Here is a 14,861-nt window from a genome sequence, read left to right as displayed (position 1 = left end):
GCCGGTGCGCGACCCCGGGTCTCGCCCTAGTGTGGGAGCCATGACGTCGCTCCCCGCCTGCGTGATCACTGTCTCGGATCGATCCTTCGCGGGTGAACGCGAAGACAGGGGAGGGCCGATCGCGGTCGGGCTGCTGCGGGATGCCGGGTGGCACTGCCCGGATGCCGAGGTCATCGCCGACGGCGCCACCTCGGTCGCTGATGCGCTGCGCCGAGCGGTGGCCCGCGGCGTGAGACTGATCGTGACGACCGGGGGGACCGGCGTTAGCCCGCGCGATGAGACGCCGGAGGGCACCCGTCGGGTGATCACCCGCGAGGTGCCCGGCATCGCCGAGGAGCTGCGCCGCAGCGGCCTCGCCGACACCCCGCTGTCCCTGCTCTCTCGTGGCGTGGCGGGCATCGTCGACCCGGCCGGATCGCTCGTGGTGAATCTTCCCGGGTCGCCCCGGGCCGTGGCATCCGGTGTTCCCGTCGTGCTCACCGTCGCCAGACACGTCGTCGACCAGGTCGAGGGCGGTGATCACTCGTGAACGAGGTGCGGATCGCAGTGATCTCGGAGGAGAAGCTCGACGTCGACGCGCATCTCGCTGCGGTGGACGACCCGGCCCTGGGCGGGGTCACGACCTTCATCGGGCGCGTGCGCGACAACGACCCCGATGCGACGACCCCGGTGGTCGGGCTCGAATACAGCTCGCACCCCGATGCGGAGCCGACGCTGCGACGAATCGCCGAGGAGGCGGCAGCGGATGCCGTCGGCGACGCCAGGGTCGTGGTCGCCGTGAGCCACCGCATCGGTCGCCTCGACGTCGGGGATGCGGCCGTGGTCATCGCGGTCGCGGCAGAGCATCGTGCTGAGGCCTTCGAGGTGTGCCGCGCGGTCATCGAGGACATCAAGACGTCGCTGCCGGTGTGGAAGCGCCAGGTCGAGTCGGACGGCTCGACCTCGTGGAAGGGCATCGGCGGCTGAGTCGAGTCGCGGCTGCTTCACGCGGCCATTCGCGCTTCTGAAGGCCGTTTTCGGCATCCGCGTCCTTCTGACGCGCAGATCGCCGCACGAAGCGCACGCCCCGCGGGCATCGCTTCGCCTGCGGCCTATCCCCCGGCGAACGGGGGAAGCACGTCGATCAGCTGGGCGTCGTCGAGCGGACGGTCGTCATCGCTGCGCACACCGTCGACCATGACCGCGCACCGCGGAAGGATGTCGGCGAGCGCCGGATGGTCGGCGACGACGGCGGCGCGCAGCTGCTCGAGCGAGTGCTCGCCGCGGTCCTCGGCGTCGGTGCCCGCGGCCTCGGCGGCCGCAGCGAAATAGCGGACGCGGGTGGTCACAGCGTCTCTCCCTCGCGCACCCAGTCGCCCGAGCGCCCGCCCGACTTCGCGACGATGCGCACGTCTTCGATCACAACCGAGCGGTCGAGGCCCTTGATCATGTCGACGATCGCGAGGGCGCTCACCGAGACCGCTGTGAGGGCCTCCATCTCGACGCCCGTGCGGTCGGCGGTGCCCACGGTCGCCTCGACGTGCACGCCGTCGTCGACGATGTCGAGTTCGACCGACGCGCGGTGCACGCCGATCACGTGGGCGAGAGGCAGCAGAGCGGGTGTCGACTTGGCGGCCTGGATGCCGGCGATGCGGGCGACCGCGAGCACGTCGCCCTTGGGTGCGGTGCCGTCGCGCAGGGCAGCGATGACCTCGGCGCTGCAGCGCACGAATCCGCGCGCGGTGGCGGTGCGGACCGTCGGCTGCTTGCCGGTCACATCGACCATGTGGGCGTGGCCGGCCGAATCGAGATGGGTGAAGCTCATCCGACCAGCATGACATCGATCGCGTCGCCCACGGCGACGGCCTCGACCTCAGCGGGCACGACGGCGAACGCGTGGGCGCGGGCGAGTCCGCCGGCCAGGTGCGATCCCGAGCCGCCCGAGGTCGCCGGGCGCACGGTCCTGTTCACGAGGTCGACGACGGCGGGCAGGTACTGACGGCGTCCCGGCGGGGTGGTCCACGCGGCATCCGCGGTGAAGGATGCGCGCGGGCGGTGGATCTCGGAGCGGCCCTGCAGCGCCAGCAGCGCGGGGCGCACGAACACCTCGAACGACACCGCCACGCTCACGGGGTTTCCGGGAAGACCGAACACCAGAGTGCCGGCGTCGAGCACGCCGAACGCCTGCGGCTTGCCCGGCTGCATCGCGACGCTCGCGAACTCGACCTCGCCCTGTCCGTCGAACGCGCCGCGCACGGGTTCGTATGCACCGGAGCTCACGCCGCCGGTGAACACGATCACGTCAGCGCCGCGTTCTACGGCGGTCGCCGTGACGGCGCGCACGGCATCGGCGTCATCCGCGACGCGGGCGACGAGCACGACCTCGGCGTCGGCATCGGCGACGAGGAGCTCGAGCAGCGGACCGTTGGAATCGGGGATGCGGCCGCGCGCTGCGGGCTCGCCCGGCTCGAGCAGCTCGCTGCCGGTCGATACGACGGCTACCCGGGGTGCGCGTGTCACCGTCACGCTCTCGACCCCGGCGGCGACGGCGGCGGACAGCTGGAACGCTCCGAGGCGCTCGCCGGCGAGCACCACTGCGTCACCGGCGCGCAGGTCGGCGCCGCGACGGCGGATGAACGCTCCTACGGTCGACGGTGCGCGCAGCACCCGCACCTCGCCGAGCGAATCGGCGAGACCGCCGACGGTGTCCTCGAAAGGCACGATCGCGTCCGCCGCAGTCGGGGCGGGTGAGCCGGTCATGATGCGTGCCGCCTCGCCGACTCCGAGTGCCGGGTCGTCCGACACCCCGGCGGGCAGATCTGCGACGACGCGGAGCACGACAGGGCTCTCGTCGGATGCCGAGGCGACATCCGCTGCACGCACGGCGAAGCCGTCCATCGCGGAGTTGTCGAAGAGCGGGATGTCGTGCGCCGCCGTCGCAGGCTCTGCGAGCGTGCGCTGGGCCGCGTCCCGGATCGCCCGTGTCTCGGCGGGCAGTGCGCGTACGGCATCCAGCACCCGCGCGAGCTGATCCTCGACGGATCGGCGACCGCCGCCCGCGGCGCTCATGCCGACACCGCCGAACGGATGGCGATCTCGTGCTGTCTCGAGGTGAGGGAGTCGATCATCGCGAGCCGGCCGAGCAGCGGCTCGCCCGCGCCGGTGATGAGCTTCACGACCTCGCCCGCCAGCATCCCGCCCACCTGCACGCACAGGGCCCCGAGCACGCCGACCTGCGCGCAGCTGGGCGGCTCGCCCTCGGTGCCGAGCGGGAAGAGATCGGTGAGCACCACGGGCGTGTGGCCTTCGGGGGGATTCGACCAGAACACGGTGGCCTGCGCGTGCCACTCCTGCACGGCACCCCACACGAGCGGGATGCCGAGGCTCTCGGTCGCCGCGGCGACGTCGCGGCGGGTCGCGAAGGAGTCGCTCGTGTCGACCACGATGTCGGCCCCGGCGAACAGGCGCTCGGCGTTCTCGGAGTCGAGTCGCTCGGAGGCCGTCACGACCTCCGCCCCCGGTGACAGTGCGCTGATCGCGCGCGCCGCCGAAACGGTCTTGGGGCGGCCGATGTCCTCGACACGGTGCGCGAGCTGGCGCTGCAGATTGGTCAGCTCCACGACGTCGTCGTCGATCACCGTGATGCTGCCGATTCCTGCCGCGGCCAGTGCGAGGAGCACGGGGGAGCCGATGCCGCCGGCGCCGACCACGGTGACGTGGGCCGCGGCGAGACGGCGCTGCCCCTCCTCTCCGATGCCCGTGAGCACCGCGTGCCTGGCGGTGCGGACGAGTTCGGCCGGGTCGAGGGCGGGCGCGGGAGCGACGAGCGGCTGCATGGCACCAGGCTATGCCCGGGGTGCGCGATTGCGGCGGGGGCGAGGGGATTCGTCCGGAGTTCGCAGCGAACGGATGCCGATCGAGCGTGTTGCTTCCGCGAATGCGGTGATTTTTGGTTTCAGCATCCGCGTCTGCGGTAGTGTCCACCCATGCAGAGCTTTCGGATCGCCCGCGCAGCACAGCTGCTCGGAGTGAGCGATGACACGGTGCGGCGCTGGATCGATCAGGGCCTGCTGCCGACGACGGATGCCGTCCCGGCCGAGATCCCCGGTGACGCTCTCGCCGCCCGCGCTGTGGAGCTCGCCGAGGAGGCGCAGGCGTCGGATCATGCTCTCTCGAGCGCCCGCAACCGCTTCGTCGGCATCGTGACGCGCGTGCAGATCGACGGAGTCATGGCACAGGTAGATCTGCAGTCCGGACCCCACCGCGTCGTCTCGCTCATGTCGGCCGAGGCCGCCCGCGAGCTGAACCTGGAGGTCGGCTCGCTCGCCACCGCATCCGTCAAGGCGACCAACGTCGTCGTCGAAGTGCCGAAGGGCTGACATGAATCGCGCCCTGCGTCGCACCGTCGCGCTCGTCCTGGCCGCCGCCGCTCTCGCCCTCACAGGGTGCACCGCCGAAGCCCCGGCCCCTGCCAGCTCGGGAGATGCACCGGAAAGTGCCGTCAGCGGCGAGCTCACGGTGTACGCCGCCGCATCGCTGTCGGGCGCCTTCGACGAGATCGGTGCGGCCTTCACCGACGAGAACCCCGCTGTGACGTTCAGCGGCGTCTACGACGGATCGTCGACGCTGGTCACCCAGCTGCGCGAGGGCGCTCCGGCCGACGTCTTCGCCTCAGCCGACGAGGCGAACATGGACAAGCTCGAGGATGCCGCGGTCGACCCGACCCTGTTCGCCTCCAACACGCTCGTGATCGCCGTTCCCTCGGGCAATCCGGGTCGCGTCGAGGCCCTCGCCGATCTGGCCGACGTCACCACCGTGCTGTGCGCCCCCGAGGTGCCGTGCGGCGCCGCCTCGGCGACGCTGCTCTCGAACGCCGGCGTCGTGGTCGACGCCGCGAGCCTCGAGCAGAACGTCACCGCCGTGCTCACCAAGGTCGCAGCCGGTGAGGCGGATGCGGGCCTCGTCTACGCCACCGACGTCGTCGGTCGCGACGATGTCGAGGTGATCGTGCCCGACGGTGCCGACGAGGTCGTCAACCACTATCCGATCGCGACGCTGTCGGAGGCATCGAACTCTGCGGCCGCCGACGCGTTCGTCGCGTTCGTGCTGTCGGATGATGGCCAGAGCATCCTGGCCGACTTCGGCTTCGGAGCGCCGTGACTGCGGCCGCTTCACACGGATACGCGCCGCGTGCTCTGGCCATCCCGGCCCTGATCGGTCTCGCGTTCCTCATCCTCCCGCTCGCGGCGCTCGTCGCCCGTGTCGAGTGGTCGACCTTCCTCGCCGACGTGACGTCGGAGGCCGCGCGCTCGGCTCTGCTCCTGTCGCTCGGCACCGGCCTCGTCGCCACTCTTCTGTGCATCGTGATCGGTGTGCCGCTGGCGTTGACGATCGCCCGCTCCGGGCCCCGCCTGGCCGCCGTACTGCGGGCCGCTGTCACGGTGCCGCTCGTGCTGCCGCCGATGGTCGGCGGTGTCGCCCTGCTCTACCTGTTCGGACGGGCGGGGTGGTTCGGCGGTCTCGGGATATCCTTCAGCACGCCGGCCGTCGTGCTCGCGCAGACCTTCGTGGCGCTGCCGTTTCTCGTGCTGGCGGTCGAAGGGGCCGTGCGCACCTCCGGCGTCGAGTACGAGCGGACCGCCGCCGCACTCGGAGCCGGCCGCTGGACGATCCTGCGACGCATCACGCTGCCGCTCGCGGCGCCCGGGATCGTCGCGGGCGTGGTGCTGTGCTTCGCCCGGGCCATCGGCGAGTTCGGCGCGACGGCACTCTTCGCGGGCAACCGCCCCGGCGTCACGCAGACCATGCCCCTGGCGATCTACACGGCCTTCAACGGCGCAGGCGTCACCCAGGGGGCCGCGGTCGCCCTCGCGCTGCTGCTGCTCGCCACCGCGATCCTCGTGCTGCTGCTCGTGCGCGGCTGGCGGCCGGGGGCCACGCGATGAGCGCGCCTGCTGTCGCCGGGCTGCGCGCCCGCGTGGTCGTGCCGCGAGAGCACTTCACCGTCGATGTCTCGCTGCAGGTGGAGACCGGCGAGACGGTCGCCGTGATGGGACCCAGCGGAGCGGGCAAGTCGACGCTGCTGCAGGCGCTCGCCGGACTCGAGCCGCTGGGCGGGGGCGAGATCGCCGTCGAGGGCCGGGTCGTCGACCGGGTCGCGAAGCCGCGGGTGAGGACCGAGCCGATGCGCCGCGGGGTCGTGCTGCTCGGGCAGAAGCCGCGGCTGTTCCCTCATCTCTCGGCGCGCGAGAACGTGGCGTTCGGGCCACGGGCGGCGGGCACTGACGCGCGCGCGGCGCGGGCGGGGGCCGACGATTGGCTCGCACGGGTCGGTCTCCCCGGCTCCGGAGAGCGGATGCCGCACGAGCTCTCCGGCGGTGAGCAGCAACGGGTCGCGGTCGCTCGCGCGCTCGCCGCATCCCCTCGCGTCGTGCTGCTCGACGAGCCACTCGTCGCGCTCGACCCCGAGACGGCAGGCGACATCAGGCGGATGCTGCGCGACCAGCTCATCTCGACCACGACCGTCGCGGTCACGCACGATGCCGCGGATGCCGTCGCGCTCGCCGACCGGCTGATCGTCGTCGAGGCTGGTCGCGTGACGCAGGAGGGCCCGGTGCGCGAGGTGCTCGCCGCCCCGGCATCCGGATTCGTCGCGTCGATCGCCGGGGTCAATCGCCTGGTCGGCGTCGCACGCGGGGGATCGTGGAGCTGCGGCGACGCACGGTTGACCAGCGCCCAGCCTGCGTCGCGTGCTCTCGCAGCGACCGACGGCGCGGCGCTCGCCGCGGTCTTCCGCCCGGGCGACGTGCGGGTCGCCGAGGCAGGCCCGGAGTCGTGGCCGGCTGCGGTGACGCGCATCGAGCCCACGCTGGGAGGCGTGCGCGTGCACACCGATGCAGGCGCGATCGACCTGTCGCTGGATGCTGCCGGAGGGCTGTCGGCGGGCGATCTGATCCGTCTGCGTGTGGATCCGGCGCTGGTGCGGTTCGTCTCAGTTCCGTGAGCTGCAGCCGTGCGCTGAGCTCGCCCGATGACTGGTGAACTCCCGGCTGAATCTCCAGCCAGGTGGCCTGGGCGAGCGCCGCGCGTCCCGAGAGGACCTGGCAATATGCCGGTCGTCGCGCCCGCATGGGCCGCATGACGCGGGGCGCGGGTAGTCTCGGAACATGTCGGGGAGAGGGAAACTGCGATGACGGCCGTGCCGGTCGTGATCGGTGTGCGCTCGCCGCGTCCCGTGGTCGCCACAGACCCCGCGCCCGCGTCGCAGGGACTCGTCGACACCCACGGTCGCGTGCACCGCGACCTGCGCATCTCGCTGACCGACCGCTGCTCGCTGCGCTGCACCTACTGCATGCCCGAGCAGGGAAACGAATGGCTGGCGCGCACCAGCATCCTGTCGACCGACGAGATCGTCGAAGTGGCGCAGGTCGCCGCATCGCTCGGCATCCGCACCTTCCGTCTCACGGGCGGTGAGCCGCTGCTGCGTGCCGACATCGTCGACGTCGTGCGCCGTGTCTCGGCGATCGAGGGGGACGAAGGCCCTGTCGAGGTCGCCATGACGACGAACGGCATCACGCTCGCGAAGCACCTGCCCGACCTGATCGACGCCGGCCTCACGCGACTCAACATCAGCATCGACACGGTCGATCGACAGCGCTTCGCCGACCTCACCCGCCGGGATCGCATCGACGACGTGTTCGAGGGCATCGCGGCAGCGGCGGCATCCGAACTCCGCCCGCTCAAACTCAACACGGTCGCGATGCGCGGCGTGAACGACGACGAGTTGCCCGACCTGGTCGCGTTCGCGATGGAGGTCGGTGCGCAGCTGCGCTTCATCGAGCAGATGCCGCTCGACGCCGGCCACACCTGGGATCGCGCCTCGATGGTCACGCGCGAGGAGATCCTCGAGAAGCTCAGCGCGCGGTGGGAGCTGGAGCCGGTTCCCGGCCGCGGCGGTGCGCCGGCGGAGAAATGGCGCATCGACGGCGGACCGCACGAGGTCGGCGTCATCGCCTCGGTCACCGCCCCCTTCTGTGGCGCGTGCGACCGACTTCGACTGACCGCCGACGGACAGCTGCGCAACTGCCTCTTCTCGAACGCCGAGTACGACCTGATCGGCGTGCTGCGGCCGGACGCGCAGGCTGCTCCCGCTCAGCGAGCCGACGCGATCGGAGCCATGCTGCGTTCGTGCGTGCACGGCAAGCTGCCGGGGCACGCGATCAACGACCCGTCATTCCTGCAGCCCGCCCGCGGCATGAACGCCATCGGCGGCTGAGTCAGCCCCGCTTCGCGTTCACAATTCAGCAGAGAACGTGCGTTCCGCGCGTCCAGAGTGCGTATCCGGCGCAGTTCCGGCTGTTCATGCTGAATTGTGAACGGCGAGAACGCGCGTCAGTCGAGGAACTCCCGCGCGGCGGCCGACAGTGCGGTGACGCCGACCTCGATCGTCGGGTGGATCTCGGGCGCGAAGAACGGCGAGTGGTTGGTCGGGATGTCCTTGTCGAGCGTGCCGGCGGCGGCGGATGCCGCGAACATCGCCGCATCGATGCCGCCCCAGAACCAGAAGACCAGCGGCGCGCCGGTGTCGCGGGCGAACCACGACACGTCCTCGCTGCCGGTGAACATCCCGGGGTCGACGACCGACGCCTCGCCGAGCGCGCGCTGCAGGGCGGAGGTGACGCGCGCGGTGGCATCGGCGTCGTTGATCGTCGGCGGCAGGGTGTGGTCAGTGCGGATCTCGGGCTCGCGCTCGGCTCCGGATGCCGCCGCCTCGGCCCGCACGATGCGCTCTACGCTCGCGAGCACCTTGTCGCGCATCTCGTCGTTCGGATAGCGCAGGCTGAGCTCGAGCTTGGCCTCGGCCGGGATGATGTTGTTCTTGAGGCCCGCATGGATCGAGCCGACCGTCACCACTGCGACATCGCGCGGGTCGACCTCGCGCGATGCGATGGTCTGCAGCCGCATGACGGTCGCCGCGGCCATGACGACCGGGTCGATCGTGGAGTGCGGGCGTGAGCCGTGTCCGCCGCGTCCGTGCAGCACGACGGTGAGTCCGTCGGATGCCGCCATCTGCGTACCGGGGCGCACGCCGATGGTTCCGGCGGGCAGGGGAGTGACGTGCTGGCCGAGCACGACGTCGGGGTGCGGCACGAGATCGCGCAGTCCGGCGTCGAGCATGGCACGGGATCCGGCGCCGTACTCCTCGGCGGGCTGGATGAGCACGACCACGGTTCCCGACCAGTCGGCCTTCTCGGCGACGAGCTTCTCGACGGCGCCGATCATCGCCGTGACGTGCATGTCGTGGCCGCAGGCGTGCATGACGGGCACGGTGTTGCCGGCCGGGTCGATGCCGGTCGCGGTGCTCGCGTACGCCAGCCCGGTCTCCTCGCCGACGGGCAGCGCGTCCATGTCGGCGCGCGCCCACACGACCGGGCCGTCGCCGTTGCGCAGGATGCCGACCACGCCGGTGACGCCGATTCCCTCGTGCACCTCGAGGCCGAGATCCCGCAGGTGGCCCGCGGCGATGCCGGCGGTGCGCGTCTCCTGGAACGAGAGCTCGGGATGCTGGTGCAGGTCGGTGTAGAGCGCTTCGAGGTCGATCGTCATGGCCCGAGCCTAGTCGCGGCGGTACGACTCCAGTGCCGGTCCTGGATGCAGTACGCCGTTGACGATCGACCGGATCGCGAACTCGCTCGCCTCGCCGAGGTCGAACACGTCGCGATGCAGCAGCCATTGCAGCTGCAGGCCGTCCATCACGGCGAGGATGCTGGCGGCGGCCGTCGTGATCGTCGAGGGCTCGGTCACTCCCTCCTGCGCGCACAGGGCGTGGAAGGCATCCGTCACCTCGCGTCGCAGCGTCGTGTAGCGCTCTTCGAAGTACTCGCGGCCGGGGTGGTTGTCGGTCACGGACTCCGATGAGAGCACGGTGTACGCCTGCACGATCCCGGGGCGCCGCTCGTTGGCGATGGCGGTGCGCACGAGGTGCAGGAAGAGCTCGGGTCCGCCGGGGATGTGCTTCTCGGCGAGCTCGGCGACGTCGGCCTGGTCGCGGTAGGCGAGCACCTCGAGCAGCAGCTTCTGCTTCGACCCGAAATGGTGCAGCACGCCGGCGTGGGTGATGCCCACCTGCTCGGCGACATCGGCGAGGGTGCCGTTGGTCGATCCCTTGTTGCCGAAGATCTCGACGGCGGCTTTGAGGATCTGCTCGCGCTTCTCGCGGGTGGCAGGCCGGACGGACGTGTGGGCGACAGCATCCTTCGACATGGTCCATCCTCTTCTGCACGGAATCCTGCACTGGATCGTACTTGCCAACTCTACTTACCAACGAGTAACCTCGCACCAGCTTACTTTCTCGCCAGTAAGCGAATGCAGTCGGATGCCCGGGCACCGACAGCCACACAGCACAACGACCCGTGCCCAAGGAGAAGCAATGAAGCTCAGAAAGTCCATGATCGCCGTCGCGGCGATCTCCGCCCTCGGCGTCTCGGCCCTCGCCGGCTGCGCAGCCGGCGGATCGAACGACGGTGACGCCGGATCCGGCGGCGCAGCACTGACGATCGCCAAGCCCGACGGTGCGATCACCACCGAGTCGAACAACCCCTACGTCGGCGACTCGTCGGCGTCGAAGTACGGCTACGGCAAGGTCATCTTCGAGACCCTCGGTCTCGTCAACCAGACCGGCGACCGCGAGGTCACCCCCTGGCTCGCCGAGAGCATCGAGTGGAACGACGACTACACGGCCCTCACCGTCGTGCCCCGCAAGGACGTCACCTGGAGCGACGGCGAGCCGTTCACCGCCGACGACATCGTCTTCACCTATGAGCTCGTGTCGACCCCCGAGCTCGACACCGCCGGCCTCAAGTTCGAGGGGGCGACCGTCGAGGGCGACGCCGTCACCCTGAACTTCGGCGAATCGAAGTACGTGAACCAGGCGCGCGTCCTGCACGTGCCGATCGTGCCGAAGCACATCTGGGAGAACCTCGACGAGCCGGCCACCGACCCCGTCAAGGGCGACGACCTGGTCGGCACCGGCCCCTACGCCCTGTCGAACTGGTCGACCGAGTCGGTCACGCTCGAGGCCCGCGACGACTACTGGGGCGGCGATCTCGCGGTTCCCGAGCTGCACTACGTCTCGTACGGCGACAACACCGCTCTGACGACGGCTCTCGCGCAGGGCGAGGCCGACTGGGCGCAGGCGTTCATCCCGCAGATCCAGGAGCAGTTCCTCGACGCCGACCCCGAGCACAACAAGTTCTTCGTCGCGCCGACCACGGGTTCGGCGACGCTGTTCATGAACCTGCAGCAGAAGCCGTTCGACGATGTGGCGTTCCGCCAGGCGCTCGCCTGGGTCATCGACCGCGACGCGTACGTCGACATCGCCCGTGAGGGCGCGAGCGAGCCGGTCTGGTCGGTGACCGGTCTGTCGTCGATCCTCGAGGACGAGATCCAGCCCGAGTTCCAGGGCGAGGAGTACTCGGTCGACGCCGAGAAGGCGCGCGACCTGCTCGAGAGCGCCGGATACACGTGGAAGGACGACGCGCTGATCGACCCCGACGGCACGCCCGTCTCGTTCACGCTCTCGGTGCCCTCCGGCTGGAGCGACTGGAACACCGCGCAGGAGCTCATCGCCGAAGACGTCACCGAGGCCATCGGCGCCGAGGTCAAGATCGACATGCCCGACTGGGGCGGCTGGGCGGGCCCCCGCGACGACGGCTCGTTCTCGGCCATCATCCACTGGCTGGAAGACAGCGGCACGGCCTACGGCCTGTACACGTCGACGATGGACCCGCGCTGGATCTCGCCCGAGGGCATCGCCGGGTTCAACTTCGGACGCTTCGAAGACCCCGCGGCCACCGAGGCACTCAACACCTACGCGAACGCGTCGTCCGATGAGGAGCGCACTGCGGCGATCACCACGCTCGAGCAGATCTTCGTCGAGCAGGTCCCGGCGATCCCGCTGGGCGCGCACCCGCTGCTCGGCGAGTACAACACCCGCAACTACGTCGGGTGGCCCTCGGAGGACGACCCGTACGCCTCGGGCGACCCGACGCAGCAGAACATCGTGCAGATCCTCACGAAGCTGAAGCCGGCCGAGTAAGCAGTCCCGGAGGGGCGGATGCAGCAGCATCCGCCCCTCCCACCGACCTCCCGACCGACGAAGGACCCCTCATGTCAGAACCACTGCTCAGCGTGCGCGACTTCTCGGTCGTGTACGACGTCGACCCTCCCGTCGAGGCGGTGAAGAACGTCACGCTCGAACTGCAGAGAGGCGAGATCCTCGGTCTCGCCGGGGAGAGCGGATGCGGCAAGACCACGCTCGCCTACGGCGTGCAGCGTCTGCTCCGGGCCCCTGCGGTGATCGCGGGCGGCAGCGTGACCTTTCACGATGCATCCGGTGTCGACGTCGACATCAACGCGCTCGACGTCGAGGCGATGCAGAAGTTCCGCTGGGACAAGGTCTCGATGGTGTTCCAGGGTGCGATGAACGCACTGAATCCGGTGGCGACGATCGGCTCGCAGCTCGAGGACGTGTTCGAGATCCATCGTCCCGACATGACGCGACGGCAGCGCAGGGCCGAGGCCGAGGAGCTGCTCGAGATCGTCAAGGTCGGGCGTCAGCGCACCCGGTCCTTCCCGCACGAGCTCTCCGGCGGCATGCGCCAGCGCGTCATGATCGCGATGGCCCTGGCGCTGCGCCCGCAGCTGATGGTCATGGACGAGCCGACTACGGCGCTCGACGTGCTCGTGCAGCGGGAGATCCTCAAGCAGATCTCGCAGCTGCGGCACGAGTTCGGCTTCTCGGTGATCTTCATCACCCACGACCTTCCGCTGCTGCTCGAGATCAGCGACCGCATCGCCATCATGCGCGAGGGCGAGATCGTCGAGCTGGCCTCCGCCGAGCAGATCTGGACCGACCCGCAGAACGACTACACGAAGACCCTGCTGTCGTCGTTCCCCCGACTCACCGGTGCGAGAGGAGTGCTGACCCGATGACCACTCTCGAGTTCGCCCACGTCAGCAAGATCTACAACGTCCGCGGAGCCGGCCAGCTCCAGGCGCTCGACGACGTCAGCTTCACCCTGAACTCCGGCCAGACCATCGGTCTCGTCGGCCAGTCGGGCAGCGGCAAGTCGACCATCGCGAAGATCCTCACCCAGCTCGAGACGCCCACGTCCGGCGAGGTGCGGCTCGACGGCGCACCCATCCCGCGGCGCGGCAGGGGACTGCGGAAGTACCGCCAGCAGCTGCGGATGGTGTTCCAGGACCCGTTCGCCTCGCTCAACCCGTACCACTCGATCCGCTATCACCTCGAGCGCCCGATCCGTCTCGACGACGTCGTCCCCAAGAAGGACACCGAGGCCGAGGTGCGCCGACTGCTCGAGCGCGTGCGCCTCGACGCGGATGCCGTGATCGACCGCCGCCCTCATGAGCTGTCGGGCGGCCAGCGTCAGCGCGTCGCCATCGCCCGTGCGCTCGCCTCGCGGCCGTCGCTGCTCGTCGCCGATGAGCCGGTGTCGATGCTCGACGTGTCGATCCGTCTCGGAGTGCTGAACCTGCTCGCCGATCTGCAGCGCGAGGAGGGCCTCGGCGTGCTCTACATCACCCACGATCTCGCCACCGCCCGTCACTTCAGCGACAAGATCATGGTGCTGAACCAGGGTCGGGTCGTCGAGTACGGCGACGCCGACGACGTGATCCTCACCCCGCAGGACCCCTACACGCGCGAGCTGCGGGCGGCGTCGCCCGACCCCGACAAGCACTTCGCGACGACCGGCTCGCACGGAGGTGCACTGTGACCACCGCATCCCCCGATCTCGGTCAGATCGACCAGGAGGACCGCGACGCGCTCGAGGTCGGCACCACCGCGACCGTCGCGCAGAAGGGGCGAGCCGTCGTGCCCTGGCGGTTCGTCGCCGGTCGGGCCGGCTTCTACCTGTTCACGCTGTGGGCGGCCATCACGATCAACTTCTTCCTCCCGCGGTTCATGAAGGGCGATGCGGTCAGCTCGTACCTCGCGCGCAACCGCAACATCAGTCCCGAGGCGGCGGACTCGCTGCGGGCGCTGCTCGGCATCGACACCGACAAGTCGATGTGGCAGCAGTACATCGAGTACTGGGCGATGCTGTTCCGCGGCGACCTCGGCATCTCGACACTGCACGGCCTGCGTCCGGTGAGCGAGGTGCTGGCATCCGCTCTCCCGTGGACGCTCGGCCTCGTCGGTCTCGCCACGATCATCTCGTTCGCGCTCGGCACGGTCGGCGGCGCGATCGTCGGCTGGAAGCGCGGCAGCAGGCTCGACGCCCTCATCCCGATCACGACGTTCTTCAACACGATCCCGTACTTCTGGCTCGGTCTCATCGCGATCGCGATCTTCTCGTCGACGCTCAAGTGGTTCCCGTCGTCGCACGCCTACGACAAGGGGCAGTCACCCGAATGGAGCCTCGACTTCATCGGCCAGGTCATCGTGCACGGCACCCTGCCGGCGGTCACGATCATCATCGCCTCGCTCGGCGGATGGATGCTGGGCATGCGCAACATGATGCTCACGGTGCTCGACGAGGACTACATCACCGTCGCCCAGGCCAAGGGCATGCCGAACAGGCGGGTGCTGTGGGCGTATGCCGCTCGCAACGCGGTGCTGCCGCAGATCCAGAGCTTCGCCCTCTCGATCGGGTTCATCGTCGGCGGCACGATCGTCATGGAGATGGTCTTCAGCTACCCGGGCGTCGGCAAGCTGCTGCTCGACGCCACGAACGCGAAGGACTTCGCCCTCATGCAGGGCGTGTTCCTCGTGATCACGCTGTCGGTGCTGGTCGCCAACATCCTGGCGGACATCGTCTACGCATACCTCGACCCGCGCACGCGCCAGACGGAGGCCTGAC

At 69.9% G+C, this 14,861-nt stretch carries 17 protein-coding genes; 11 read left to right on the top strand and 6 right to left on the bottom strand.

The genetic code is table 11. From position 1 onward, the window contains the following. Window positions 1-40 precede the first annotated feature (40 nt). Window positions 41-529: a MogA/MoaB family molybdenum cofactor biosynthesis protein gene (locus ACZZZF_RS09545; RefSeq protein WP_053098555.1), complete on the top strand. Its 489-nt coding sequence runs from the start codon at window positions 41-43 to the stop codon at window positions 527-529. After that, a complete protein-coding gene (locus ACZZZF_RS09540; protein ID WP_463498091.1) occupies window positions 526-966 on the top strand; it encodes a molybdenum cofactor biosynthesis protein MoaE in 441 nt (146 codons plus the stop codon). The genes ACZZZF_RS09545 and ACZZZF_RS09540 overlap by 4 nt, the downstream gene beginning before the upstream one ends. 125 nt (window positions 967-1,091) lie before the next feature. Here the strand turns inward: ACZZZF_RS09540 and ACZZZF_RS09535 are convergent, their stop codons facing one another. The 4 genes from ACZZZF_RS09535 to ACZZZF_RS09520 are packed head-to-tail and all read right to left on the bottom strand — an operon-like array spanning window position 1,092 to window position 3,815. Next, window positions 1,092-1,328 carry a MoaD/ThiS family protein gene (locus ACZZZF_RS09535; RefSeq protein ID WP_056276399.1) on the bottom strand — a complete coding sequence of 79 codons (237 nt, stop codon included), beginning with the start codon at window positions 1,326-1,328 and terminating at the stop codon, window positions 1,092-1,094. Continuing rightward, entirely contained in the window at window positions 1,325-1,804 is a 480-nt protein-coding gene (gene moaC / locus ACZZZF_RS09530) for a cyclic pyranopterin monophosphate synthase MoaC (RefSeq protein WP_295100619.1), read from the bottom strand. The genes ACZZZF_RS09535 and moaC overlap by 4 nt, the downstream gene beginning before the upstream one ends. Next, window positions 1,801-3,048, bottom strand: coding sequence for a molybdopterin molybdotransferase MoeA (locus tag ACZZZF_RS09525; RefSeq protein WP_463498089.1), 1,248 nt, complete (start codon window positions 3,046-3,048; stop codon window positions 1,801-1,803). Before ACZZZF_RS09525 ends, moaC begins: the two co-directional genes overlap by 4 nt. Beyond that, window positions 3,045-3,815 carry a HesA/MoeB/ThiF family protein gene (locus ACZZZF_RS09520; protein WP_053098560.1) on the bottom strand — a complete coding sequence of 257 codons (771 nt, stop codon included), beginning with the start codon at window positions 3,813-3,815 and terminating at the stop codon, window positions 3,045-3,047. Before ACZZZF_RS09520 ends, ACZZZF_RS09525 begins: the two co-directional genes overlap by 4 nt. Window positions 3,816-3,965: 150 nt before the next feature. Here ACZZZF_RS09520 and ACZZZF_RS09515 point away from each other — a divergent pair, with 150 nt between their 5' ends. The 5 genes from ACZZZF_RS09515 (at window position 3,966) to moaA (ending at window position 8,254) form a co-directional block, all read left to right on the top strand. Beyond that, entirely contained in the window at window positions 3,966-4,358 is a 393-nt protein-coding gene (locus tag ACZZZF_RS09515; RefSeq protein WP_056276411.1) for a TOBE domain-containing protein, read from the top strand. A 1-nt stretch (window position 4,359) separates the two neighbouring features. Continuing rightward, entirely contained in the window at window positions 4,360-5,139 is a 780-nt protein-coding gene (modA, locus tag ACZZZF_RS09510; protein ID WP_431738123.1) for a molybdate ABC transporter substrate-binding protein, read from the top strand. Then, the gene (gene modB / locus ACZZZF_RS09505; protein ID WP_463498088.1) at window positions 5,136-5,924 is read left to right on the top strand and encodes a molybdate ABC transporter permease subunit; all 789 of its coding nucleotides are present in this window, start codon (window positions 5,136-5,138) and stop codon (window positions 5,922-5,924) included. The genes modA and modB overlap by 4 nt, the downstream gene beginning before the upstream one ends. Then, complete coding sequence (locus ACZZZF_RS09500) at window positions 5,921-6,982, top strand: sulfate/molybdate ABC transporter ATP-binding protein (protein WP_463498086.1); 1,062 nt, start codon at window positions 5,921-5,923, stop codon at window positions 6,980-6,982. Before modB ends, ACZZZF_RS09500 begins: the two co-directional genes overlap by 4 nt. Before the next feature lie 186 nt (window positions 6,983-7,168). Continuing rightward, window positions 7,169-8,254 (top strand): GTP 3',8-cyclase MoaA, encoded by a 1,086-nt coding sequence (gene moaA, locus ACZZZF_RS09495; RefSeq protein WP_463498084.1) that lies wholly within the window; start codon window positions 7,169-7,171, stop codon window positions 8,252-8,254. 116 nt (window positions 8,255-8,370) lie between these two features. On the opposite strand, the gene ACZZZF_RS09490 is transcribed toward moaA, so the two are convergent. Further along, window positions 8,371-9,585 (bottom strand): amidohydrolase, encoded by a 1,215-nt coding sequence (locus ACZZZF_RS09490; protein ID WP_463498082.1) that lies wholly within the window; start codon window positions 9,583-9,585, stop codon window positions 8,371-8,373. A gap of 9 nt (window positions 9,586-9,594) precedes the next feature. After that, window positions 9,595-10,242: a TetR/AcrR family transcriptional regulator gene (locus ACZZZF_RS09485; RefSeq protein WP_053098566.1), complete on the bottom strand. Its 648-nt coding sequence runs from the start codon at window positions 10,240-10,242 to the stop codon at window positions 9,595-9,597. A gap of 166 nt (window positions 10,243-10,408) precedes the next feature. On the opposite strand from ACZZZF_RS09485, the gene ACZZZF_RS09480 reads away from it, so the two are divergent. The 4 genes from ACZZZF_RS09480 to ACZZZF_RS09465 all read left to right on the top strand — a co-directional run bounded on the left by ACZZZF_RS09480 (window position 10,409) and on the right by ACZZZF_RS09465 (window position 14,860). Continuing rightward, entirely contained in the window at window positions 10,409-12,076 is a 1,668-nt protein-coding gene (locus ACZZZF_RS09480; protein ID WP_072590603.1) for an ABC transporter substrate-binding protein, read from the top strand. 71 nt (window positions 12,077-12,147) lie between these two features. Continuing rightward, entirely contained in the window at window positions 12,148-12,972 is an 825-nt protein-coding gene (locus ACZZZF_RS09475) for an ABC transporter ATP-binding protein (RefSeq protein ID WP_053098568.1), read from the top strand. Continuing rightward, window positions 12,969-13,775, top strand: coding sequence for an ABC transporter ATP-binding protein (locus ACZZZF_RS09470; protein WP_463498080.1), 807 nt, complete (start codon window positions 12,969-12,971; stop codon window positions 13,773-13,775). The genes ACZZZF_RS09475 and ACZZZF_RS09470 overlap by 4 nt, the downstream gene beginning before the upstream one ends. Beyond that, window positions 13,772-14,860: an ABC transporter permease gene (locus ACZZZF_RS09465; RefSeq protein ID WP_463498078.1), complete on the top strand. Its 1,089-nt coding sequence runs from the start codon at window positions 13,772-13,774 to the stop codon at window positions 14,858-14,860. The genes ACZZZF_RS09470 and ACZZZF_RS09465 overlap by 4 nt, the downstream gene beginning before the upstream one ends. Window position 14,861 lies beyond the last annotated feature (1 nt).

This window comes from Microbacterium sp. AC215, assembly GCF_979258645.1.
The sequence above is the reverse complement of the archived record's forward strand: the minus strand, read 5'-3'. Positions and strand labels throughout refer to the sequence as shown.

Excerpts from the sequence above, each read along its gene's own strand:
- ACZZZF_RS09545 (WP_053098555.1), top strand. The coding sequence starts at position 41 with ATGACGTCGCTCCCCGCCTGCGTGATCACTGTCTCGGATCGATCCTTC.
- moaC (WP_295100619.1), bottom strand. The coding sequence starts at position 1,804 with ATGAGCTTCACCCATCTCGATTCGGCCGGCCACGCCCACATGGTCGAT.
- ACZZZF_RS09525 (WP_463498089.1), bottom strand. The coding sequence starts at position 3,048 with ATGAGCGCCGCGGGCGGCGGTCGCCGATCCGTCGAGGATCAGCTCGCG.
- ACZZZF_RS09520 (WP_053098560.1), bottom strand. The coding sequence starts at position 3,815 with ATGCAGCCGCTCGTCGCTCCCGCGCCCGCCCTCGACCCGGCCGAACTC.
- ACZZZF_RS09515 (WP_056276411.1), top strand. The coding sequence starts at position 3,966 with ATGCAGAGCTTTCGGATCGCCCGCGCAGCACAGCTGCTCGGAGTGAGC.
- modA (WP_431738123.1), top strand. The coding sequence starts at position 4,360 with ATGAATCGCGCCCTGCGTCGCACCGTCGCGCTCGTCCTGGCCGCCGCC.
- ACZZZF_RS09500 (WP_463498086.1), top strand. The coding sequence starts at position 5,921 with ATGAGCGCGCCTGCTGTCGCCGGGCTGCGCGCCCGCGTGGTCGTGCCG.
- moaA (WP_463498084.1), top strand. The coding sequence starts at position 7,169 with ATGACGGCCGTGCCGGTCGTGATCGGTGTGCGCTCGCCGCGTCCCGTG.
- ACZZZF_RS09490 (WP_463498082.1), bottom strand. The coding sequence starts at position 9,585 with ATGACGATCGACCTCGAAGCGCTCTACACCGACCTGCACCAGCATCCC.
- ACZZZF_RS09485 (WP_053098566.1), bottom strand. The coding sequence starts at position 10,242 with ATGTCGAAGGATGCTGTCGCCCACACGTCCGTCCGGCCTGCCACCCGC.
- ACZZZF_RS09480 (WP_072590603.1), top strand. The coding sequence starts at position 10,409 with ATGAAGCTCAGAAAGTCCATGATCGCCGTCGCGGCGATCTCCGCCCTC.
- ACZZZF_RS09475 (WP_053098568.1), top strand. The coding sequence starts at position 12,148 with ATGTCAGAACCACTGCTCAGCGTGCGCGACTTCTCGGTCGTGTACGAC.
- ACZZZF_RS09470 (WP_463498080.1), top strand. The coding sequence starts at position 12,969 with ATGACCACTCTCGAGTTCGCCCACGTCAGCAAGATCTACAACGTCCGC.